The sequence below is a fragment of the Kitasatospora sp. NPDC051702 genome, from assembly GCF_040681575.1.
In the GTDB taxonomy this organism is placed as follows: Bacteria; Actinomycetota; Actinomycetes; order Streptomycetales; family Streptomycetaceae; genus Kitasatospora.
Map to the genome: position 1 here is coordinate 76973 of NZ_JBFAZB010000034.1, position 22808 is coordinate 99780.

The 22808-nt window shown below is 74.2% G+C and carries 19 protein-coding genes; 15 read left to right on the forward strand and 4 right to left on the reverse strand.

The annotated features are described in order from the left end of the window. Position 1: 1 nt before the first annotated feature. From cydD to AB0N04_RS25790, 12 genes are all read left to right on the forward strand, one after another. Positions 2-3505, forward strand: a complete 3504-nt coding sequence (gene cydD / locus AB0N04_RS25735) for a thiol reductant ABC exporter subunit CydD (protein ID WP_360211938.1) — start codon at positions 2-4, stop codon at positions 3503-3505. Between the two features lie 52 nt (positions 3506-3557). Continuing rightward, the gene (locus AB0N04_RS25740; protein WP_360211936.1) at positions 3558-5381 is read left to right on the forward strand and encodes a GAF domain-containing protein; all 1824 of its coding nucleotides are present in this window, start codon (positions 3558-3560) and stop codon (positions 5379-5381) included. Positions 5382-5710: 329 nt separating this feature from the next. Further along, positions 5711-6046, forward strand: coding sequence for a hypothetical protein (locus AB0N04_RS25745; RefSeq protein ID WP_360211934.1), 336 nt, complete (start codon positions 5711-5713; stop codon positions 6044-6046). Next, the gene (locus AB0N04_RS25750; protein WP_360211932.1) at positions 6036-6440 is read left to right on the forward strand and encodes a hypothetical protein; all 405 of its coding nucleotides are present in this window, start codon (positions 6036-6038) and stop codon (positions 6438-6440) included. The genes AB0N04_RS25745 and AB0N04_RS25750 overlap by 11 nt, the downstream gene beginning before the upstream one ends. A gap of 325 nt (positions 6441-6765) precedes the next feature. After that, the gene (locus AB0N04_RS25755) at positions 6766-7803 is read left to right on the forward strand and encodes a substrate-binding domain-containing protein (RefSeq protein WP_360211930.1); all 1038 of its coding nucleotides are present in this window, start codon (positions 6766-6768) and stop codon (positions 7801-7803) included. A gap of 90 nt (positions 7804-7893) precedes the next feature. Continuing rightward, positions 7894-8484 carry a hypothetical protein gene (locus tag AB0N04_RS25760; protein WP_360211928.1) on the forward strand — a complete coding sequence of 197 codons (591 nt, stop codon included), beginning with the start codon at positions 7894-7896 and terminating at the stop codon, positions 8482-8484. Between the two features lie 235 nt (positions 8485-8719). Then, complete coding sequence (locus AB0N04_RS25765) at positions 8720-11437, forward strand: hypothetical protein (protein ID WP_360211926.1); 2718 nt, start codon at positions 8720-8722, stop codon at positions 11435-11437. Between the two features lie 183 nt (positions 11438-11620). Continuing rightward, positions 11621-12652: a phosphate ABC transporter permease subunit PstC gene (pstC, locus tag AB0N04_RS25770; protein ID WP_360211924.1), complete on the forward strand. Its 1032-nt coding sequence runs from the start codon at positions 11621-11623 to the stop codon at positions 12650-12652. 160 nt (positions 12653-12812) lie between these two features. After that, positions 12813-14039, forward strand: a complete 1227-nt coding sequence (pstA, locus tag AB0N04_RS25775; protein ID WP_360211922.1) for a phosphate ABC transporter permease PstA — start codon at positions 12813-12815, stop codon at positions 14037-14039. A 200-nt stretch (positions 14040-14239) separates the two neighbouring features. Further along, complete coding sequence (locus AB0N04_RS25780) at positions 14240-16144, forward strand: phosphate ABC transporter substrate-binding protein PstS (protein WP_360211920.1); 1905 nt, start codon at positions 14240-14242, stop codon at positions 16142-16144. Continuing rightward, positions 16141-17055 (forward strand): class E sortase, encoded by a 915-nt coding sequence (locus tag AB0N04_RS25785; RefSeq protein ID WP_360211918.1) that lies wholly within the window; start codon positions 16141-16143, stop codon positions 17053-17055. Before AB0N04_RS25780 ends, AB0N04_RS25785 begins: the two co-directional genes overlap by 4 nt. Before the next feature lie 23 nt (positions 17056-17078). Continuing rightward, positions 17079-17993, forward strand: a complete 915-nt coding sequence (locus tag AB0N04_RS25790; protein WP_363365354.1) for a phosphate ABC transporter ATP-binding protein — start codon at positions 17079-17081, stop codon at positions 17991-17993. Between the two features lie 64 nt (positions 17994-18057). On the opposite strand, the gene AB0N04_RS25795 is transcribed toward AB0N04_RS25790, so the two are convergent. Continuing rightward, on the reverse strand, positions 18058-18909 hold the full coding sequence (locus tag AB0N04_RS25795; RefSeq protein WP_360211914.1) for an HAD family hydrolase: 852 nt from the start codon (positions 18907-18909) through the stop codon (positions 18058-18060). Positions 18910-19140: 231 nt separating this feature from the next. On the opposite strand from AB0N04_RS25795, the gene AB0N04_RS25800 reads away from it, so the two are divergent. Beyond that, on the forward strand, positions 19141-19416 hold the full coding sequence (locus tag AB0N04_RS25800) for a hypothetical protein (protein ID WP_360211912.1): 276 nt from the start codon (positions 19141-19143) through the stop codon (positions 19414-19416). A gap of 36 nt (positions 19417-19452) precedes the next feature. Here AB0N04_RS25800 and AB0N04_RS25805 read toward each other — a convergent pair whose 3' ends face one another. Continuing rightward, on the reverse strand, positions 19453-20340 hold the full coding sequence (locus tag AB0N04_RS25805; RefSeq protein WP_360211910.1) for an LLM class flavin-dependent oxidoreductase: 888 nt from the start codon (positions 20338-20340) through the stop codon (positions 19453-19455). 81 nt (positions 20341-20421) lie between these two features. Here AB0N04_RS25805 and AB0N04_RS25810 point away from each other — a divergent pair, with 81 nt between their 5' ends. Beyond that, positions 20422-20736, forward strand: a complete 315-nt coding sequence (locus tag AB0N04_RS25810) for a hypothetical protein (RefSeq protein WP_360211908.1) — start codon at positions 20422-20424, stop codon at positions 20734-20736. 33 nt (positions 20737-20769) lie between these two features. After that, positions 20770-21750, forward strand: coding sequence for a hypothetical protein (locus tag AB0N04_RS25815; protein ID WP_360211906.1), 981 nt, complete (start codon positions 20770-20772; stop codon positions 21748-21750). Between the two features lie 23 nt (positions 21751-21773). Here AB0N04_RS25815 and AB0N04_RS25820 read toward each other — a convergent pair whose 3' ends face one another. Both AB0N04_RS25820 and AB0N04_RS25825 read right to left on the reverse strand, forming a co-directional pair. Beyond that, positions 21774-22241: a HEPN domain-containing protein gene (locus AB0N04_RS25820; protein WP_360211904.1), complete on the reverse strand. Its 468-nt coding sequence runs from the start codon at positions 22239-22241 to the stop codon at positions 21774-21776. Further along, positions 22238-22808 (reverse strand): nucleotidyltransferase domain-containing protein (locus AB0N04_RS25825; protein ID WP_363365358.1); only part of this gene is annotated, 571 nt, incomplete at its 5' end. The genes AB0N04_RS25820 and AB0N04_RS25825, both read right to left, overlap by 4 nt.

The following is a 22808-nucleotide window of genomic DNA, read 5'->3' on the forward strand; positions in this document are numbered from 1 at the left end:
CGTGAAGCCGGTCGACCCCCGACTGCTCGCCCAGGCCCGCACCACCCGGGCCTTCCTCGCCGGATCGGTCCTGCTCGGCGCGGCGGGCGCGGCCCTGGTGGTCGCGCAGGCCGGTCTGATCGCCGAGATCGTCGTCCGCGGCTTCCAGCGCGGCGCGACCACCGGCGAGCTGACCGCGCCGCTGCTGCTGCTCGTGCTGACGGCCGTCGGGCGCGGGCTGGTCGGCTGGCTCACCGAGCTCACCGCGCACCGGTCCGTCGCCCGGGTGAAGTCCACCCTGCGGCGCCGGCTGCTCGACCACGCCACCGCGCTCGGCCCGGCCTACCTGGCGGGCCGGCGCACCGGCGAGCTCACCACCCTCGCCACCCGCGGCGTCGACGCGCTGGACGACTACTTCTCCCGCTACCTGCCGCAACTGGCGCTCGCCGTGGTCGTCCCGGTGATCGTGCTGCTGCGGATCGTCGGCGCCGACCCGGCCTCGGCCGCGATCATCGCCGCGACGCTGCCGCTGATCCCGCTGTTCATGGTGCTGATCGGGATGGCCACTCAGGCCCGGATGGACCGGCAGTGGGACACCCTGGCCCGGCTCTCGCACCACTTCCTCGACGTGGTGGCCGGGCTGCCCACCCTCAAGGTGTTCAACCGGGCCCGCGCCCAGGCCGCCACCATCGCCCGGATCACCGCCGACTACCGCCGGGCCACCCTGCGCACCCTGCGGATCGCCTTCGTCTCCTCCTTCGCGCTGGAGCTGCTCGCCACCCTCTCGGTCGCCCTGGTCGCGGTCACCGTCGGCTTCCGGCTGGTCGACGGCACGCTCGACCTGGAGACCGGGCTGATGATCCTGGTCCTCGCCCCCGAGGTCTACTTCCCGATCCGCCAGGTCGGCGCGCTCTACCACTCCAGCGTCGAGGGGCTGACGGCCGCCGACGAGATCTTCCGGGTGCTGGAGACCCCGCCGCCCGCGGCCGGCACGCGGCCCGCGCCCGACCTCACCGGTGCCGTCATCACCGCCCGCGGCCTGGTCGTCCGCCACCCCGGCCGGACCGAGCCCGCGCTGGACGGCGCCGCCCTCACCCTGCGCCCGGGCACCACCACCGCCCTCACCGGGCCGAGCGGGGCCGGCAAGTCCACCCTGGTCGCCGTCCTGCTCGGCCTCACCGCGCCGGACGCCGGCACCGTGCGGATCACCGCCGCCGACGGGCGCGACCACGACCTCGCCGAGCTGGACCCGGACGGCTGGCGGCGGCAGATCGCCTGGGTGCCGCAGCACCCGCACCTGTTCGCCGGCACCGTCGCCGAGAACCTCAGGCTCCACCGCCCGGACGCCGACGACGAGCAGCTCTGGCAGGCCCTGCGGGCCGCGCACGCGCTCGACTTCGTCACCCGCCTGGACGCGCCCCTCGGCGAGGACGGCGCCGGGCTCTCCGCCGGACAGCGGCAGCGGCTCGCGCTCGCCCGGGTGCTGCTCGCCGACGACCGCCCCCTGGTCCTCCTGGACGAGCCCACCGCCAACCTGGACGGCGCCTCCGAGGCCGCCGTCGTGGACGCCGTGCGGGGGCTCGCCGAGGACCGGCGCCGCACCGTGCTGGTGGTCGCGCACCGGCCGGCCCTGCTGGCCGTCGCGGACGAGCGGGTCCGGCTGGCGGGCCCCGTCGCCGGGCCGCCCGCCGCCGGGGAACCCGCCCCGGCGCCCGCCCCGCTCGCGCACAGCGGTCGGCCGACCGACGCCCCGGCCCCGGACGAGGAGCCCGCGGCCCCGGCGGCCGCCACCCCCCGGCTGGCGCTCGCCGTCCTGCTCGGCGCGCTCGCCCTCGGCTGCGCCGTGGCCCTGATGGCCACCTCCGGCTACCTGATCTCCCGGGCCTCCCAGATGCCGCCGGTGCTCTACCTGATGATGGCCGTCACCTCCGTACGGGCCTTCGGGATCGGCCGCAGCGTCTTCCGCTACGCCGAGCGGCTCGTCTCGCACGACGCCGTGCTGCGCACCCTCGGCACCCTGCGGGCCGCCGTCTACCGGCGGCTGACCGTGCTCGCCCCGGCCGGGCTGCCCGCCTTCCGGCGCGGCGACCTGCTCTCCCGGCTGGTCGCCGACGTCGACGCCGTCCAGGACCACTACCTGCGGTGGCGGCTGCCGGCCGCGGTGGCCGGCACGGTCTCGCTGGCCGCGGTGGTGGCGATGGGCGCGTTCCTGCCCGCCGCCGGGGCGGTGCTCGGGCTCGGCCTGCTGCTCGCGGGCGTGCTGGTGCCGGCCCTCGCCGCCCGCTGGTCGGCCGGCGCCGAACGGCGGCAGGCCCCGGCCCGCGGCCGGCTCGCCACCGCCGTCGTCGACGCCCTCACGGGCACCGCCGAACTCACCGTCGCCGGCGCGCTGCCCGGCCGGCTCGCCGCCGTCCGGGCCGCCGACGCCGCGCTCACCCGGCTGGCCGCCCGCTCCGCCGCCACCACGGCGCTCGGCACCGGGCTGATCGCACTGCTCACCGGGCTGACGGTGGCCGCCGCGGCCGCGGTCGGCGTCCAGGGGGTGCGCGCGGGCGCGCTGGCGCCGGTCTGCCTGGCCGTCGTGGTGCTCACCCCGCTGGCCGCCTTCGAGGCGGTCACCGGGATGCCGCAGGCCGTCCAGGCCCGTCAGCGCAGCCGGGCCGCGCGGGCCCGGCTCGACGAGGTGCTGCAGGCCGAGGCCGCGGTGGCCGAGCCGGCCGAGCCCGTCGCGCTGCCGGAGCACCCGCTGCCGGTCGCGGTGCGCGGGCTGACCGTCCGGCACCCCGGGCAGGCGGCGGACGCGCTCGCCGGGGTGGACCTCGACCTGTCCCCCGGGCGCCGGATCGCCGTGGTCGGCCCCTCCGGCTCCGGCAAGACCAGCCTGGCCCAGGCGCTGCTGCGGTTCCTGGAGCCGGGTGAGGGCGCCGTCACCTTCGCCGCCGGCCGCCCGGAGGCGGTGGACGGCCGCGCGCTCGCCGGTGAGGACGTCCGCCGGGTGATCGGGCTCTGCGCGCAGGACGCCCACGTCTTCGACAGCTCGCTGCGGGAGAACCTGCGTCTCGCCCGCCCGGGCGCCGGCGAGGACGAGCTGCGCGCCGCGCTCGCCGCCGCCCGCCTGCTGGACTGGACGGAGCGCCTGCCGCAGGGCCTGGACACCATGGTCGGCGAGCACGGCGCCCGGCTCTCCGGCGGCCAGCGGCAGCGGCTGGCCCTGGCCCGGGCCCTGCTGGCGGACTTCCCGGTGCTCGTCCTGGACGAGCCCGCCGAGCACCTCGACCTGCCCACCGCCGACGCGCTCACCGCCGACCTGCTGGCCGCCACCGCGGGGCGCAGCACCGTGCTGATCACCCACCGGCTGGCCGGGCTGGACGACACCACGGTGGACGAGGTGCTGGTGCTGGACGGCGGCCGGGTCGCCGAGCGGGGCCGCTGGTCGGAGCTGCTCGCGGACCGGGACGGGCGGCTGCACGCGATGTGGCGGCGGGAGCGGGAGGCGGACGGGCTGCTGGAGCCGGTGGGGTCCTGACCGCCCTCGTGCCGTCCTTCGGCTGAAAACCGTACAAACTAGGCTCTTCTTCATGGACCCCACGCCAGACCTCCCCGCGGCCGCCCCCGAGCCGACCCCCCACCGGGTGCCCGAGATCGCCTCGCTCGGCCTGGACACGCTGGTCACCGAGGTCGCGGAACGCCTCCAGTCGGCCGCCGCGGTGACCGACCGGATGCAGCGGCTGCTGGAGGCGGTGGTCTCGATCGGGGCGGGGCTCGACCTGCACGCCACCCTGCACCGGATCGCCACCGGCGCCGCCGAGCTCGTCGACGCCCGCTACGCGGCGCTCGGCGTGATCGCCCCCGGCGGCACCGGCCTGGCCGACTTCATCCACGTCGGCGTCGACGACGCCACCGCCGCCGCCATCGGCGAACTCCCGGCCGGCCGCGGCATCCTCGGCGCGCTCATCGACCGCCCCGAACCGCTGCGCCTCACCGACCTCGGCGCCGACCCGCGCTCCTCCGGCTTCCCGCCGCACCACCCGGAGATGAAGACCTTCCTCGGCGAGCCGATCCGGATCCGCGACGAGGTGTTCGGCAACCTCTACCTCACCGAGAAGCTGGGCGGCGGCGCCTTCACCCCCGAGGACGAGCAGGTGGTCCACGCCCTCGCCGCCGCGGCCGGCGTGGCGATCGAGAACTCGCGGCTGTACGAGGAGGGCCGGCGGCGGGAGCGGTGGATCGCCGGCGCCGCCGCCGTCACCACCGCGCTGCTCTCCACCGACCAGGCCGAGACCGCGCTGACCGTCGCCGCCGAACAGGTGCGGGAGCTGGCGGACGCCGCGCTCGGCATGATCCTGCTGCCGACCGGCCCGGTGGAGGGCGGCGACGGCCGGCCGGGCGACGGTCAGATGCGGGTCGCCCACGCCTCCGGCGAGGCCGCCGAGTTCGTCCGCGGCGAGCTGCTGCCCGAGGGCGGCCTCGCGGCCCGGCTGCTCGCCGGGGAGAGCGTCTACCTGGACGACATGTCCAGTGATCCGACGGTGGTGATCCGGGTCGCCCGCGGGTTCGGCCCGTCCATGGCCGTCCCGATGGTCGCCGCGGGCCGGGTGCTCGGCGGGCTCTGCGTCTGGCGTCCGCGCGGTGCGCTGCCGTTCACCGACGCCGAGAAGCAGCTCGCCGAGACCTTCGCCTCGCAGGCCGCGCTGGCCCTGCGGCTCGCGGAGGGCCAGCGCGACCAGCAGCGCCTGGCCGTCTTCCAGGACCGCGACCGGATCGCCCGGGACCTGCACGACCTGGTGATCCAACGGCTGTTCGCGACCGGGATGATGCTGGAGAGCGCGGCCCGCAGGTCCGTCGTCCCGGAGGTGAAGGTCGGCATCGGCAACGCGGTGGACGAGCTGGACGCCACCATCCAGGAGGTCCGCACCACCATCTACGCGCTCCAGCACGACAACCACGGGGACGCCCCGGACACCCTGCGCACCCGGGTGATCCGGGAGGCCAGCCAGGCCGCGGCGGCGCTCGGGTTCAAGCCCTCGGTGAGCTTCGTCGGGCCGGTGGAGAGCCTGGTGGGCGAGCGGACCGGCCGTCAACTCCTGGCTGCGCTCCGGGAGATGCTCTCCAACACGGCCCGGCACGCGCGGGCCTCCCGGGTCGGGGTGGAGATCGACGCGACCGTGCACCTGGGCGACACCGGCCGGCCGGTCAGCGGCGATCCGGAGTCGCTGGAGCGGGCCGGCCGGCCGGGGGTGCTGCTCACCGTGACCGACGACGGCGTCGGCATCCCGGAGGGCGGCCGGCGCAGCGGCCTGCGCAACCTGACCCGGCGGGCCGAGGCGCTCGGCGGGGACGCCTGGCACGAGGCCGGGCCGCACGGGAGGGGCACCAGGGTCCGCTGGACGGCCCGGTTGTGACCGGTTCCGCACCCTGGAGCGGTCGGTTCCGGTTCCGCTTGCGGGTCGCCCCGGGGGTGCTCCGGGGCCCCTCCCGGCCCGGGCGCACCACCCTCACCCCGCCGGCGGGTGAAAGTTAAACGAGGGAGAACTTCCCGACCAACAGCGCAAGTTGTGAACGTTTTGGGCTTTCCGTGGGTCTGTGTGCACACATAGCTTTGCTCCCGTCTCGGAGGGGAAACCGGACGGGGGGAGCAGTGGACGCGTCGGGCCGCGGTCACACCGCAGCAGGGGCACATCGAGGCGGGTTCAGGGCCGAGCGAGCCCCGGACGGTCGGTACCGCTGGCAGTTGAAGGCGCCGAACGGGCGGGTGGTGGCGATCACCCCGGCCGCGTTCGACACGCCCGGCGAGGCCGAACGCGGCTTCGACGGGCTGCGGGCGGGCGCCGCCGAGCTCACCGCGCGGATCACCCACGTCCGGGACGGCATCGGCTGGATCTGGGTCATCCCCGGTTCGCGCACCCTCCCGGAGGTGCGCTCCAGCCGCGCGTACGAGCGGTACGCGACCTGTCAGAACGCCTTCCGGCGCTTCGTCGTGCTGCTCGCCAAACAACCCGCGCGCGAGCTACCGCCCCGCGAACTCCCTTCGAAGACGGTGCCGTTGAGACGCCCCGATGGCCGCTGAGCGGCGCGGTCCGCGGCTGCTGATCGTCCCCGCACCCGACCGCTGCCTCGGCTGGGCGCTGCGCGCCGCCAACGGCCGGCCGCTCGGCGTCGGCGTGCGCACCTACCGCAGCGAGGAGGAACTCGCCGAGGCGGTACGGGAACTTCTCATCGAACGGGCCGCACTGCGGTGCTCGGTCGTCCAGTCCGAGGGCCGCCAGTGGGCGTGGTCCGCCCACCTGCCGGTGCGCAGCACCCGGCGGGCCGCCGTCGAACCCGCTCCGGTCGCCCGCAGCGCGCGCGGGTACCTCCGGCGCGACCAGTGCCAGGCCGGCGTGGAGGGCTTCCTGGCCGGACTCCAGTGGCTCGGGCAGGAGTCGCGGCGCGCCGGGCGGGACGCCCGCTGGCCGCTGTAGGCCGTGCCCGGCCGGTCCGCACGTGCAGTCCGGGTAAAGCGCAGGTATCCGGCAACACCCCGAGCCGCCACCTGGAGAAGAACGTCACCGGCCGCCGGGGCGCCCGCCGCCGGTCCACCGCGAGCCTCCTGACCAGTGGCTAAACCTCGTCGAAGCGATGAGTCGACATTCCCGACCCGCCCTCGACCACCCTTCCGGCGGAACCTGCCCGCCGGACAGGATCGGCACTGCCGGAGCGGCCGCCGCGGACGCGGCCACCGGCCCCGCACTCCCACCGGAGTCCGGGTCACGCGATGGACGTCTCTCCCACCGGAGGAAGAGAAACATGCGTAAGACCGCTGCCAAGCTGCTCACCGTCGCCGCCCTCGCGACCTCCCTGGCCACCGTCGCCAGCGGCACCGCCCTGGCCGACCCGGCCTCGCTGCCGGCCGCGCAGGACATCGTCGGCGTCGGCTCGGACACCACCCAGGCGCTGCTGAACCAGTTCTCCACCGACTACAACGCGACGGTGGCCGGCACCACCGCGCCGCGGCTCTACAGCTGGGACGCCACCGGCACCTCGCCGATCACCACCAAGACGGGCGCCACCTCCATCGCCCGCCCGAACGGCTCCGGCGCCGGCATCACCGCGCTGAACATCAACACCAGCGCCACGGTCGACTTCGCCCGCTCCTCGCGCGGCCCGGCGGCCACCGACCCGACCACCGACGACTTCATCGCCTACGCGAAGGACGCGGTCTCCTGGGCGGCCCTGGGCACCGGCGGCCACGCGCCGGCCAACCTGACGACGGCCAACCTGAAGGACATCTACACCTGCGCCGTCACCAAGTGGAACCAGATCGACCCGTCGCTCTCCTCCGCCACCATCAAGCCCCAGCTGCCGCAGGCCAGCTCCGGCACCCGCTCCTTCTTCCTGCAGGCCATCGGCGGCGGCACCGCCGTCACCCCGGGCGCCTGCGTCACCACCGGTGTCCAGGAGAACCAGGGCTCCGACCCGGTCCTCAACGACGCCGACATCCTGGTGCCCTACTCCGTCGCCCACTACATCGGCCAGGTGTACTTCGGCAAGGGCAGCGGCTCCGACGTCCAGGGCCCGCTGACCATCCGCAGCGTGAACGGCATCGCCCCGGTCGACACCGTGAACAAGGTCATCAGCTCCAGCTACGCCGCCACCGCGTACGGCCGCGTGGTCTACAACGTCGTGCGCCACGCCGAGTGGATCGCCACCGACACCCACGGCACCGCCCTGCGCGCGATCTTCGGCCCGACCGGCTGGATCTGCAAGAGCGGCTCCGCGGACATCAAGAGCTACGGCTTCCTGCCGCTGCCGTCCTTCGCCTGCGGTAGCGCCACCCACTCCTGAGCCGTCCCGCTCCACCCGGCGGCCACGGGCCCCGCGCCCGTGGCCGCCGGCCGCACCGACAGCCACACCACCTCTCCCAAGGAGCTCCGCATGGCAAGATCGCGCGCACGCCTGGCCGCAGCCGGCGCCGCCGTCGTCCTCACCGTGACCGGCCTGAGCGGTGCGGCCGCCGCCGACGCGGCCACGCCGTCCACCGGCAGCGCGGTGATCACCAACGACGCCACCTTCCTGGCCCAGGCCGCCCTCAAGGGCATCCTGGTCGTCCCGCTGCAGCCGGCGGCGCCGGCCTACGACAGCACCACCGGCCTCACCACCACCTTCCCGGTGACCGGCGGCGCCGCGAACATCCCGCAGTTCTACGGGGACGTGAACCTCGGTGGCGGCCTGCTCTTCGTCAACCTCGCCAACGGCAAGAGCGTGACGTTCAAGCAGCTGGACTTCCACGTCGACACCTGGCAGATCAACGCCGTCCCGGTCGGCGGCACCACGCCCGTCGCGCTGCTGGACCCGGCGGGCGACAACGTGATCGGCCGGACCGGCACCACCCAGAACCTCTCGGCCTCCAGCCTCCAGGTGGACGCGGCCGGTGCGCAGTACCTCGACGCCAAGCTCGGGACGAGCTTCTTCACCGAGGGCCAGTCGGTCGGCTCGCTCGCGCTGACCTTCACCCAGGGAAGCTGACCGGCAGTTTCGGGGCGGCTTCGCCGCAGGTCGACGGGTCCGCGCCTCGGCGCGGGCCCGTCCGCATTCGGAGTTCCCAACTCCGGTGCGGAGTCGTCGCGTTGTGGTCTCGTACACCCGGTCGACCCGATCCGGCCATGTCCGGCTGGCCGAATGGTACGCACCGGAGCCATCGATCACAGCGCGACCGACCCTCGTGCCGCCGCGGCGGCCGCAACCCCCGGAGGTGCCCGCCATGAGAATCCGCGAACCCGACCCCGGACACCGGGGGAGGTGGAGCCGGCGCCTGTCGGCGCTGACCCTCGTCTGGGCGGTCGTGGCGGCGATCGCGGTGGTCCCGCTCGGCCTGGGCACCGCCCCGCAGGCGCACGCGGCGGGCTCCACCACGGTCACGGGGCCCAAGGTGTGGCAGCCGGCCAGCGGCAGCTACGGCCCCGAGGGCAGCGTGACGGTCTCGCAGACCGGCAACCTGACCAACCAGGTGGTGCAGGTCTCCTGGAGCGGCTTCACCCCCACGGTCGGCCGGCCCGGCGGCGAGCCCGTGACGGTCGTCCAGCCCTACTCGGACAAGGCGATGTACCCCGTCCGGATCTACCAGTGCCGCGGCGAGGACCCGGCGATCACCGACTGCTACGGCAGCACCCTGTACGGCGGTGACCGGGACAAGGGCTTCGAGCAGAAGTTCCCGGCCGCGGGCAACGCCCCCGACTTCCCGTCCAACGCGGTGATCGCCCCGACCGGCCCGGACGGCTCCGGCGCCGCCTCGATCGAGATCCTCACCGGCCAGCAGGCCCCCACGCTGGGCTGCGACGCGCAGCACAAGTGCTCGATCGTCGTCGAGCCCAACTACGGCGGCGACCCGCTCGACCTCCACCAGGAGCAGAACGGCGTCCCGAACTGCGACAACCACGCGATCGACGACGACGGCTTCTTCTTCTACGCGGCGACCGACAGCGTCATGCAGGGCGTGGAGAACTGGGTCACCGGGAACAACGCCAACGAGCAGTGCGCCTGGCGCAACCACGTGGTGGTCCCGCTGGACTTCGCCCCGGCGCCCGCCGACTGCAAGGTCCAGCAGGCGTCCTTCAGCACCGCCGGCCTGGAGATGGCCAACCGGACCATGCAGCAGTGGCGGACCGGGCTCTGCCTGGGCAGCTCCCCGATGTCGCTGCAGTACATCATCGCCACCGGCGAGCCGCAGGCCCGCGCCGACTTCCTGGCCGGCACCGGCACCGACCTCGCCCTGGTCGCCCGGCCCGACCGCTCGCCGGCGCCCCGGCCGTACGTCTACGCCCCGCTGGCCAGCACCGGCATCTCCGTGGTGTACGTGGTCGACGACCCGACCACCGGCCGCCAGATCCGGGACATGAAGCTGAACGCCCGGCTGCTCGCCAAGATGCTCACCCAGTCGTACGCCGCGCTGGGCCCGGTGATCCCCTCCGTGGAGGGCAACCCCAACTGCCTCTTCGCCGACCCGGAGTTCCGCGCGCTCAACCCCGAGAACGCCAACCTGCACTGGCCGAACTGCAGTTCGCCGGAGGAGCTGACCCCGACCGTGGTCGGCGGCACCACCGACCTCACCTACCAGCTGACCTCCTGGATCGCCGCCGACCCGGACGCCGCCCAGTTCCTGCAGGGCGCGCCCGACCAGTGGGGCATGCACGTCGACACCTTCTACCTGCGGCCCGCGTTCACCGGCTACCCCGTCGAGGCGCTCCAGCGGCAGGACAACTCCGGCGTCCCCGGCGGCAAGGACGCCGCGGGCATCTGGAAGCAGCTGGAGTGGAACCCGACCCTCGGCGGTCTGGTCGACGTCTCCCGGACCATCCTGCAGAACCGGATGACGGCGCTCTCCTCCAACATCCTCAACGGCAACTACCAGAAGCGCCCGGCGCAACCCCAGGGCAGCCGACGGCTGTTCGCCATCATGGACGCCGGCCAGGCCCAGGCCTACAGCCTGCCGGAGGCCGCGCTGAGGAACCCGGCCGGCGGCTTCGTCCAGCCCGACCGGTCCGGCTTCGCCGCCGCCGTGGCGGACATGCCGGTCGACGCCCTCACCGGGACCCAGACCCTCCCCTACGGGCAGGCCGGCAGCGACTACGCGCGGGACCAGCGGGCCTACCCGCTGACCGCCGTGCAGTACGCGATGGTCCCCACCGCGGGCCTGTCCGCCGAGAAGAGCGCCGCCGTGGCCACCTTCCTCGGCAAGGTCACCGACCCGGGCTGGGGCCAGCTCTACGGCGTCGAGCCCGGCCGGCTCGCACCGGGCTTCCTCGGACTGACGCAGGCCCAGCTCGCCCAGGCCCAGGACGCGGTGAAGCACGTCTCGGCCCAGGACGGCAGCTACCCCGGCAACCAGACGCCGCCCGCGCCCACCACCGAGCCGAAGCCCCCGACCACCGCGCCCGACGGCGGCGGGACCGCCACCGGCGCCGGCTCGACGGGCGGCAGCACCGCGGGCGGCACCGCGGCGACCGGCGGCACCGGCCAGTCCGGCGACGGCGGCGCCACCGGTGCCACGGGGAGCGGCGGAGCGACCGGCACCGGGGACGCCACCGGCGGCAGCGGCTCCACCTCCGGCTTCACCACCGGCTCGACGATCGGTTCCACGACCGGCTCCACGGGCACCGGCAGCAGCCTCGGTTCCGGCGGCACCGGGAGCGCCGCGACGGCCGGCGGCGCGGCCACCTCCGCCCCGGTGGCGGCCAAGGCCACCCCGGGCGCCACCCCCGCGGCCACCGGCGGCCCGCTGGCCGCCGCCCCGGTCGCGGCCGGCGCCCCCGCGCCCGACCGGCCCGGCACCGCCCGGCTGCTGCTGCCCGTCGCCCTGATCGCCGGCCTGGTGCTGCTGGTCGGCGGACCGGCCGCGCTGTTCCTCGGCGGCACCCCGGCGGGGGCCAAGGCCCTGGCCGGTGTGCGGGCCCAGTGGGCGCGACTGCGCCGCAGGGGCTGAGACCGCGGCGCGCGGTGCTCGGCGGGGCCGCCGTCCCGGCCCCGCCGAGCCCGCGGCCCGCCGCGCACGCCGTTCGTCGGATCCGCCGCTTCCGAGCGTGCCGTTCCCCGAGCGCGTTCCCCGAGCGCGTTCCCCGAGCACGCCGTTCCCGAGCACCCCGTTCCCGAGCACGGAGAGCAGACCATGACAGCCGCCGCCGAGCCCGCGGCACCGCACGACGGAGCACCGTCGCGCCGCGACGGCCGCCCCGACCCCGACGTCCCGCGCGCCATCACCTCCCCCGCGACCCCCGGCGACCGGGTCTTCCGCGGGGTGCTGCGGCTGGCCGGCCTCTCGGTCTTCGCGATCATGGGGCTGATCGCCTTCTTCCTGGTGCTGCGCGGCACCGACGCCCTGCGGGTCGTCGGCTGGTCCTTCCTGACCGAGCAGAAGTGGCAGACCGCCGCCCACAACTTCGGCATCGCCGCCGTCCTGCCCAACGGCCTGCTGATCGCGGTGATCGCGCTGGTCATCGCCGTCCCGGTGGCGCTCGGCACGGCCGTCTTCATCGCCGAGTACGCGCCGGTGCGGCTGCGGGCCGCGCTGATCTCGCTGGTCGACCTGATGGCGGCGATCCCCAGCATCGTCTACGGCCTGTGGGGCCTGTTCTTCCTGCAGCCGAGGATCATCGGGTTCGTCCGCTGGCTGGCCAACCACCTCGGCGACACCGTCCCCTTCCTCAAGGTGCGCACCGGTGACATCGGGACCTCGTACACCTCGTCCACCTTCATCGCCGGCGTGGTGGTCGCCCTGATGATCATCCCGATCATCACCTCGCTCAGCCGGGAGGTCTTCTCGCAGGCGCCGCAGGGCGAGCGGGAGGGCGCCTACGCGCTGGGCTCCACCCGCTGGGGGATGGTCCGCACCGTGGTGCTGCCGTTCGGCCGCGGCGGGGTGATCGGCGCGGTGATGCTGGGCTTCGGCCGGGCGATGGGCGAGACGATCGCCGTCGCGCTGATCATCTCGCCGAACTTCAAGGCCATCACCCACGTGCTGGAGAACGGCGCCAACTCGATCTCCGCGCTGATCGCGCTGCGGTTCGGTGAGTCGGACCGGCTCTCCCTCTCCGCGCTGATGGCGGCCGGGCTGGTGCTGTTCGCGCTCACCCTGCTGGTGAACGTGGCGGCCGGCTTCGTGATCAACCGGTCCCGCTCCGGCTCGGCGACGGCGGACTGACCATGACGAACCGTCACCAGGACCGCCGCCCGAGCCGCCACCCGAGCCGCCACCCGAGCCGTCGACCGGGCCACCGCCGGGACCGTCACCAGGACCGCCACCCGCACCGGCGGGCAGCCCGCGCGACCCACCGCGAGACCCACCGTGAAGGGACCACCCGATGACCACGCTCGACCTGCCGCCGGTCGCGGCGCCCGGGCCCGCCGGCGACCCGGCGCCCGCGGCGCCCGCCCCGCCCCGGCCCGAGAAGCGGGTCCGGCTCGGCGGCGTCACCCGCGACGACGTCCTCACCGTGGCCGGCGCGCTGACCGGCTCGCTCGGCCTGGTCTGGATGCTGTACGAGCGGATCCTGCCGTTCAGCGGCGCCTTCGGCTTCCTGGTCTGCTGGTACCTGCTCTTCCTGCTCGGCTACTACGGCCTCGGCCGGCTGCAGTGGAACCGGATGATGGTCCGGGACCGCCTGGTCGGCGTGGTCGCCTGGAGCTCCGGCGCGCTCGTGGTCGCCCTGATCGTCGACCAGATCGGCTACGTGGCGAGCCGCGGCTACGAGGCCGCCCAGCACCTCAACTTCTTCACCGAGTCGATGGAGCACACCGGGCCGCTCAACCCGATCACCTCGGGCGGCGCCCTCAACGCCGTCGTCGGATCGCTCGAACAGCTGGGCCTGGCGACGCTGTTCGCCGTTCCGCTGGGGATCGCCGCGGCGGTCTTCATGTCCGAGGTCGGCGGCCGGATGGCCCGCCCGGTGCGCACCCTGGTCGAGGCGATGACCGCACTGCCGTCCATCGTGGCCGGACTCTTCATCCTCGGCGTCGTCATCATCACCTTCGGCTTCGAGAAGAGCGGCTTCGCGGCCTCGCTGGCGCTCACCGTGATGATGATGCCGATCGTCACCCGGGCCGCCGAGGTGGTCATCCGGCTGGTGCCGGGCACCCTGCGCGAGGCCTCGTACGCGCTGGGCGGCAGCCAGTGGCGGACGGTGTGGAACGTGGTGCTGCCGACCGCCCGGCCCGGCCTGGTGACGGCCGTGGTGCTCGGCATGGCGCGCGGCGTCGGCGAGACCTCGCCGGTCCTGCTCACCTCCGGCTTCACCTCGCAGTTCAACGGCAACCCGTTCGAGGAGCACCAGGTCTCGCTGCCGCTGTACATCTGGAACTACGTCAAGCAGCCCTACGACGGCATGATCGCGCGCGGCTTCGCCGCCGGACTGACCCTGATGGGCGTCGTGCTGATCCTCTTCGTCACCGCACGGGTGCTCGGCGGCCGCCGGCCCGGGCAGCTGACCCGCGCCCAGAAGCGCCGGATCGCCCGCGAGGCCCGCCGCCTGGAGGCGGCCGCCGCGCACGCCGTCGCCACCCCGTACGGGCTCCGGCCGAGGAGGCGCTGATGTCCGGCCGGACCGGCGACCTGCCGGCGACCCACCGGACCGGCGACCTGCCGGCGACCCACCGGACCGGCGCCCTGCCGGAGACCCACCGGACCGGCGCCCTGCCGGAGACCCACCGGGCCGGCCCAGCGCCGGCGACCCGATCCGCCGGCCCGGTGCCGGCGACCCGACCGACCACCCTCCGTACCAGAGGAGTTCCCATGTTCCGGGAGGCCGCAAGGCGCTCCGTGGCCCGGCTGCTCGCGGGGCTGCTGTCCCTGCTGCTCGCCGCGGCCTCCCTGCTGACCGGGCTGAGCACCCCGGCCTACGCGGCGGTCGCGCTGAGCGCCGACGGCTCCAGCTGGGCCGGTCCGGCGATCGACCAGTGGCGCCAGGACGTCGCCTCGCAGGGCATCCAGATCAACTTCAACCCGGTCGGCTCGGCGGCCGGCCGCAACCAGTGGTCGATCGGCCAGGACGACTTCACCGCCTCCGACGTGCCGTTCCGCTCCGCGCCGGACACCGGCCTCGGCCAGTCCGGCCACAGCTCCGGCTCCGGCGAGCCGGAGAACCCCACCTACGGCTTCTCCTACGTGCCGATCACCGCGGGCGGCACCACCTTCATGTACAACCTGGTCGTCGGCGGCAAGCAGGTCCGCGACCTGCGGCTCTCCCCGCAGAGCGTGGTGGACATCTTCACCGGGAAGATCACCAACTGGAACGACCCGAGGATCACCGCCGACTACGGGAAGGCCCTGCCCAGCCTGCAGATCACCCCGGTGATCCGCTCCGACGGCTCCGGCGCCACCGCGCAGTTCACCCGGTGGATGGAGCACACCCACAAGGCCCAGTGGGACGACTACTGCACGTCGGTCAACGGCGTCACCTGCGGCGACTACACCGAGTTCTTCCCGTCCTCCGGCCGGATGGTCGCGCAGAACGGCTCCGACGTGGTGGCCGGCTACATCAAGGCCTCCTCCAACGTCGGCACCATCGGCTACGACGAGTACGCCTTCGCCAAGCGCAGCAACTGGCCGGTCGTGAAGGTGCTCAACCAGGCCGGGTACTACTCCCTGCCGACGGCCTCCAACGTGGCCGTGGCGCTCACCGCCGCCAGGATCCGCGGCGTCGACGACGGCACCGCGCCGAACGACCCGAACTACCTGCAGCAGAACCTCGACGGCGTCTACACCATGGACGACCCGCGCGCCTACCCGATCTCCAGCTACAGCTACCTGATCGTGCCGCGGGCCGGGGCGGCCCTCCCCCCGCCGCCGCGGTTCACCAACGACAAGGGCGGCGCGCTCAGCCGCTTCCTCGACTACGTGCTCTGCGAGGGCCAGGGCGAGGCCGACGGCCTCGGCTACTCGCCGATCCCGCGCGGACTGGTCCGCGGCGGACTGCTGCAGACCAAGAGCATCCCGGGCAACGCCAGCAAGGTCGACCCGAACACCCTCGCCAACTGCCCCAACCCGACCTTCAACGCGGCCGGTGAACTGACCGTCCTCAAGAACGCCCCGCAGCCCAGCCCCTGCGACAAGCAGGGCACCCCGCTGGACTGCACCGTGCAGAACGGCCAGCCGGTCAAGACAGGTTCGGGCTCCGGTGGCTCGACCGGCGGCGCCGGCAGCACGGGCGGCTCGGCGGCGGCGGGCGGGGCCGGCGGCACCGGCGGCTCGGGTGGCGGGAGCGGTGCGCGCACCGGCGCCGGCACGGCCGCGGGCGGCACCGGCGGCAGCGGCGGCACCGGTGGGGGGTCCGGCGGGGCCGGCACCGGTGGTGCGGGCGGTACCGGCGGGACGGGCGGCACCGCCGGGTCCGGCGGGGCGGGTGCCGCCGGTGGCGGCGACGCGGCCGCCGCCGGCGACCCGAACGCGGCCGGCGGAGCGGCCCCGGGCGAGGACCCGACCACCGAGGACGTGATCGACCCGCAGACCGGCCAGGTGGTGGCCCGCGCCCGGGCCGGCGGCGAGGTCGCGGCGAACGTGGTCGAGGTCGCCGGCAAACCCGAGGACTGGACGCTGAGCACCCTCACCGCCGTCGAACTGCTCGCCGTCGTGCTCGTCCCGCCGCTGCTCGGCCGGCGCCTGCTGCGCCGGCGCAAGTCCTCGGACGGCACCTCGTGACCGCCCCCGTGCTGGAGAAGCCGGCCGCCGCCCCCGCGCGGCCGGCCGGGCCCGCCGGCGCACCGCCCGCGGGCCCGGCACCCCGGCCCGCCGTCACCCCCGCCCGCCGCCGCTTCCTCCAGGGCGCCTGGGCGGCCAGCCTGCTGGCCGCGCTCGTCCTCGGCTTCGTCGGCTACCTGTTCACGCTCTCGCACCTGCAGGAGCGGCACTACCAGTCCACCGCCCACAAGACCTTCCGCGACCAGCTCGCCCGGGCCGTCGCACCCACCGGGACGGCCGCCGACGGCGCCCCGGTGGCCCTGCTGGACATCCCGGCGATCGGGCTGCACCAGGCCGTCGTGGTCGAGGGCACCACCGGCCGGGACCTCATGCGCGGGCCCGGCCACCGCCGCGACACCGCGCTGCCCGGCCAGGGCGGCGTGGCCGTCGTGTTCGGCCGCGGCGCCACCTTCGGCGCGCCGTTCGCCAGGCTCTCCGAGCTGCGGGTCGGCGACCGGATCGAGGCCACCACCGGGCAGGGGAAGTTCAGCTACACCGTCAACGTGTACGGCGACGGCGACCACCCGATCAGCGACCCGGTCCGCAACCGGCTCGTCCTGGTCACCGGGGACTCCGACTGGATCCCCGGTTCCACCGTGATGATCGGCGCCCGGCTGGACGGCGACCCGGAGCAGAACCCCGGCGGACGGCCGGAGACCGTCGCCTACGACAAGGCGCTGGCCGCCGACAAGGGCGCGCTGGCCGCGCTGCAGCTGTGGTCGCTCGGCCTGCTGGGGGCGGTGGTCGGCGCGCTCCTGCTGGCCCGCCACTGGCGGCGCTCGGCCGCCTACCTGAGCGCCGCGCCGGTGGTCGCCGCCCTGCTCTGGGCGGTCTACGAGAACGCCGCCGCCCTGCTGCCCAACCTCTACTGACGCGCGCCCGGAGGCCCGTACCGATGACGGATGCACCGATGACCGACCTGCCGATCACCGACCTCCCGGCGGCCGGCCCGACGACCGGCGCCCGGGCCGTGGACCCGGTCGCCGACACCCTCACCCTCCCGCCGACGCCACCCGGCGCGCACCCCGGCGGGCCGCTGGCCGGGCTGGAGACCCGCGAGGTCTCCGCCTGGTTCGGCACCCACAAGGTGCTGGAGCGGGTCTCGCTCGCCATGCCGGCCGGCGAGGTCACCGCGCTGATCGGCCCGTCCGGCTGCGGCAAGTCCACCTACCTGCGGATCCTCAACCGGATGCACGAGATGGTCCGCGGCGCCGCCCTCTCCGGCGAGGTGCTGCTGGAGGGGGACGACGTCTACCGCCCCGGGCGGCGCCCCGCCGAGGTGCGGCGCCGGATCGGCATGGTCTTCCAGCGCCCCAACCCGTTCCCGGCGATGTCCATCCAGGACAACGTGGCCAGCGGGCTGAAGCTCGCCGGGATCAAGGTGTCCAAGGAGGAACGCCGCGACCTCGTGGAGACCAGCCTGCGCCGGGCCGGGCTCTGGGAGGAGGTCTCCGGCCGGCTGCACACCCCGGGCGGCGCGCTCTCCGGCGGGCAGCAGCAACGCCTGTGCATCGCGAGGTCGTTGGCGGTCTCGCCGGACATCCTGCTGATGGACGAGCCGTGCTCGGCGCTCGACCCCACCTCCACCCGGCGGGTCGAGGAGACCATCGCCGAACTGCGCGGGCGGCTCACCATCGTGATCGTCACCCACAACATGCAGCAGGCCCAGCGGGTCTCGCAGACCTGCGCGTTCTTCCTGGCCACCCACGACACCCCGGGGCGGATCGTCGAGGCCGGGCCGACCGCACAGGTCTTCGGCGACCCGCGCGACCAGCGGACCTCGGACTACGTCAACGGCCGCTTCGGGTAGGGCCGGCCGCCGGGATCGGCGGGACCGGAGCCGGCCGCCGGGATCCGCCGGCCGGGCCCGGCCGTCAGCTCCGGGGGAGGGCGAGGAGCTCCTCGAGCACCGCCGCGACGCCGTCCTGCTCGTTGCTCACGGTGTGCCGCGCCACCGCCGCCAGCACCTGCGGGTGCGCGTTGGCGACGGCGTAGGCGGTGCCCGCCCAGTCCAGCATCTCCAGGTCGTTCGGCATGTCGCCGAAGGCCACCACCTCGCTCCGGTCGATCCCGTGCCCGGCGCACCAGTGGGCCAGCGTGCTGGCCTTGGTGACGCCGGGCGCGCTGATCTCCAGCAGCGGGATCGGCGCCGAGCGGGTGATCTCGGCCAGGTGCCCGGCCGCCTCCCGGGCCTCCGAGAGCAGCTTGTCCGGGTCGAGGTCCGGGTGCTTGGCCAGCAGCTTGAACAGGCCCCGGACCGCCCCACCGGCCCCCAGTAGCTCCTCCGCCGGGCCGATCGGATGCTCCTCGTCCTCGCCCCACATCGGCACCTCGTACCCGGGCTCGCGGGCGAACCCGGCCGGGTACTCGAAGGCGAACGAGGTGCCGGGCAGCTTGGCCCGCAGCACCTCCACCACCTCCAGCGCCGTCGCGGCCGGGAGCGGGAACGACTCCAGCAGCTCGCCGCGCCGGACGTCCACCACCGCGCCCCCGTTCGAGCAGATCGCCAGCCCGTGGCCGCCGATGTGCGCGCTCACCTGCTGCATCCAGCGCGGCGGCCGCCCGGTCACGAACACCACCTGCACCCCGGCCGCCTCCGCCGCCGCCAGGGCCGCTGCGGTGCGTTCGCTGACGGTGCCGCCGGCGCACAGCAGGGTGCCGTCCAGGTCGGTGGCGATGAGGCGGGGAGCGGTGCGGGGTTCGGTCACCGGTCCATCTTCGCCCATGGGTACGGCGCCGGTCACCGCCGAGGTTGCGGTCGCCCGGCGGGGCCCGCGGGCCGTCTCCCGGACTCCTCCCGGCCGCCCGCCGTCCGCGTCACGGCCGGGTGCCGTCCGCCCGCGGGCCCGCTTTCGGTCCCCGAGGCGCCGTTTCCGGCCTATTCCCCGGCGGCCGGCGTGTCCTGCCCGGGGCGGCGGGCAGGACTGTGGACGGTGTCCCCGTCGGCAGGAAGAGCCATGCCCACTCGCCAGCTCGGACAGCAGCACCCCGTGACCGCCCCGCCCGCCGCCGCCCGCCCCGGCCGCCCGCCGGACGTACGGGACGACTCCCCGCCCGACCCGCCGTCCGGCTCCCCGTCCGGTTCCCCGTCCGACGTCGCACCCGACTTCGCGCCCGAGGCCTCGCGCGAGCCGGTCCTGCTCGGCGACGTCCTCTTCCACGCCCTCGCCGAGATCGCCCGCCGCGCCCCCGAGTCCCGGTTCCCGGCCCAGCGCACCCGCCCGCACCCGTAGCCGGGCGTCCGGCCGCCCCGGCGATCCGGCCGCCGACTACGTGAGCTGGGCGAGGCCCTCGGTGGCGATCCGCTCGAACACCGCGAGGTCGTTCTCGAAGATCGAGTCCGGCACCGGCCAGTGGACCACCAGCTCGGTGATCCCCAGCTCGCGGTACGTCCCGGCCCAGTCGACGAAGGCGTCCAGCGAGGCCAGCGGCTTCTCCGCCGTCGAGCCCTGCAGCAGCACCTTCTCCAGCGCGGCCACGTCCCGGCCCTTCGCCTCGCAGGCCGCCGTCAGCTTCGCGATCTGCTGCGCGATCACCGCGGGCGCCTGCTCCACCGGCACGTCCGCGGGCCCCTTCGGGTCCCCGTACGTCACCCACCCCTGCCCGTGCTCGGCCGCCAGCCGCAGCCCGCGCGGCCCGGTCGCGGCGACGTAGAACGGCACCCGCGGCGACTGCACGCACCCGGGGACGTTCCGCGCCTCGACCGCCGAGTAGTACGTGCCCCCGCGGGTCGTCGCGTCGGTGCGCAGCAGCTCGTCCAGCAGCGGCAGGAACTCGCCGAACCGGTCCGCCCGCTCCTTCGGCGACCACGCCTCCTGCCCCATCGCCGTCGCGTCGAAGCCCGTCCCGCCGGCCCCGATCCCCAGCGTCACCCGCCCGCCGGACACGTCGTCCAGCGTGATCAGCTCCTTGGCCAGGGTCACCGGGTGCCGGAAGTTCGGCGAGGTCACCAGGGTCCCGAGGCGGATCCGCTCGGTCGCGCACGCCGCCGCCGTCAGGGTCGGGACGGAGCCGAACCAGGGCTCGTCGCGGAACGACCGCCAGGACAGGTGGTCGTAGGTGTACGCGGCGTGGAACCCGAGGTCCTCGGCCCGCCGCCAGATCTTCTGCCCCTCGCTCCACCGGTGGATGGGGAGGATCACGGTGCTCAGTCGCATGCTGTGACGATACGCGCGCAAGTCGGCGGGGCTTCGGACCGCTCGCAACCCAGCGGTGAACAGGTCCGCTAGCGTGACGCCATGGGCACGTTCAGCAGGCGAGAACTGGCTGCGCTGGTCGATGAAGCGACGGTCGACACCTACGACGAGCACGAGGAGGTGTCGGCGCTGTTCGCCGCCGTCGAGGAGAACCTGACGATGCCGTTCAGCACGTCGGTGTTGGGCGTCGAGGTGACCGTGCGCGGCGTCGACCTCTCACGGGACGGAAGGATCGTCGCCTTGTGCACCCGCGGTGAGTTCAGGCAGACGATCGGGCTGCTGGACCTTCCGTTGCCGGATCCGGCTCCGGACGGAGCGGAGTGGGTCGAGGCGTACCGCTACTACTGGGCGCACTGAGCGTCGGAACCTTCACGATCGAGAGGGCCCCGCATGGGTGTCGTGGTACGGACCGAGGACGAGGCGTCGTTGCGGGGCCTGATCGAGCGATGCTCCGAGCTGAAGGACGAACTCGTCGCCTTCGCTCAGAGCTCGCGCTTCGACCGGTGGCTGACCCCGCTGCTGCTGGAGGTCGCCGGCCCGGAGCGGCAGTTGGAGGAGGGCGATGCGGTCCGGATCACCGACAACTTCATCCTGCAGTACCGCCTGCCGGACGGGGTGTGGCTGATCTCCGGGGCGATATCGTCGTACCCGAGGTCCAGTTCCACCGAGATTGCCCGCGCCGCACTCCAACTGGCCACCAGCCAACCCGAACTGGGCTTCCGCAACCCCCAGAAGATCGAGCAGGGATGGGAGTCGATGCGCCAGGACCGGGCCGCGTTCATCCAGTTCTGCGCCAGCGACGAACTGGTCCTTCCCCCTGTCGAAGCCGAGGACCGGCTCAACGCCTACTACCGGCACCGGCAGGCTGTCGCCGAGCAGCCTCTCCGGGCCCGGGGCAGTTGGCTGCCCAGCCTTGATTTCCCGGCCTTCGAGCTGCCCCGAGAACTTGCAGGCTCGGAGACACTCGGCGTCATCTACGACGAGGTCGACGGTCTCAAGTTCTACGCCGACTACGGGACGCTCCGGGACCGCTTCGCCGACCCGGCCCTCGCGGGCCGAAGGCCGCACCAGGACATACTGCGCATGTACCTGCGCGAGGAGTCGATCGCGCCCCTGCCGATCCGCCGCCTGGCCGCCGGCTACCCGGAAACGGTCGACGCAGTGTTCCGGAAAGTGCTGCGGAAGCCCGGGTTCACCTGGACCGAGCAGGGCGAGGAGCTACTCCGCCGATACAAGCCCTGGTACTACGAGCAGGAGCCCCGTCCGGCCGTCTCCGTGATCGGCGAGCGCCTCAACGAACTCGCCGCCGACACCGGACGGCGGAAGTTCACCAGGGCGCGGCGTGTACCGCGTCGACCCGTCCATCCGTAGTCGCGAACGCGGGCTTTCGGCGATCAGTAGCGACCCATGTGCGGCATGGCCTTCTCGGCCAGCTCGATGATCGCCTGAGCTTTGGGAAGGTCTCCCCTGACCTCGTCGGGGGAGACCGGCGGAGCTTCACCGGATCGGTATTCGCTCTCGTTCCGGCGGACACGCATGCGGCTGAACGGTCGCAGGATGCTTCCGAGCGGAGGGTCCAGCTGTGCCTTCACCGCCTCGTAGACCGCGACGTGGCCACCCCTGCTTGTGGCGCGAAGTCCCTGGTTTGCCAGGACCGCCGCAAGCGCCTTGCGCGCAGCGTCGTAGGCAAGACTGTATGCACCGACCGGGTCGACATCGAGGAGCAGCCTTGCGGAGGCCAAGTGCTTTCGGGCCTGGACGAGTTCCGCATCCGCATGCTCCGCCGAGGCCGGCACCTTCTCGACCTCCCCGCGATGGATCAGGTCGTCAACGACGGTTCGGCCCTGCTCCCAGCGACTCATTCGCCGTTCTCCTCACGTAGCTGCAGGCGGACCAGCGGTCGCTCGCGGACCGAGGTCAAGAAAGGTTCGTCGCTCGGTGATGCCCATGCCTCCGGAGTGACACGGTGGACGTTGACCTCCCGGCGCAGCTCCCGGGAGGCATGTTCAGCGACATCGAACAGCTCGTCCGGATCGGGGCGTCCTACGACCAGGACGTCGACGTCTGCTGGGATCGGCCCGGGCACGCCGCTGTGGCGGGCTGCCCAGGAACCGTAGATGTACGCCTCGTCGATGCCATCGAGGTCGGACATGAGCGCACTCAGCCGAGGCATCGGCCCGTATGTCACCAGCAGCAGGTCACACAGCGGCCTGTAGAGAACGGTGTCAGTCCTGGCCGTAATGACTCGGGTTCGCCCGACCCGCTCCTCCGAGAGGATCTCCGCGCCGACCAGCCGGTCCGCTTCTCGGAGTACAGCAGTGTGTGAGGCCTTTACACCGTCGAGGGCCTGCCCGGCTTCCGGCTGGAGGCGCACTGGACCTGGCAGCACGCCGTCCGCTACTACCTGCGCCGCGGGCTCTGGGTGGTCG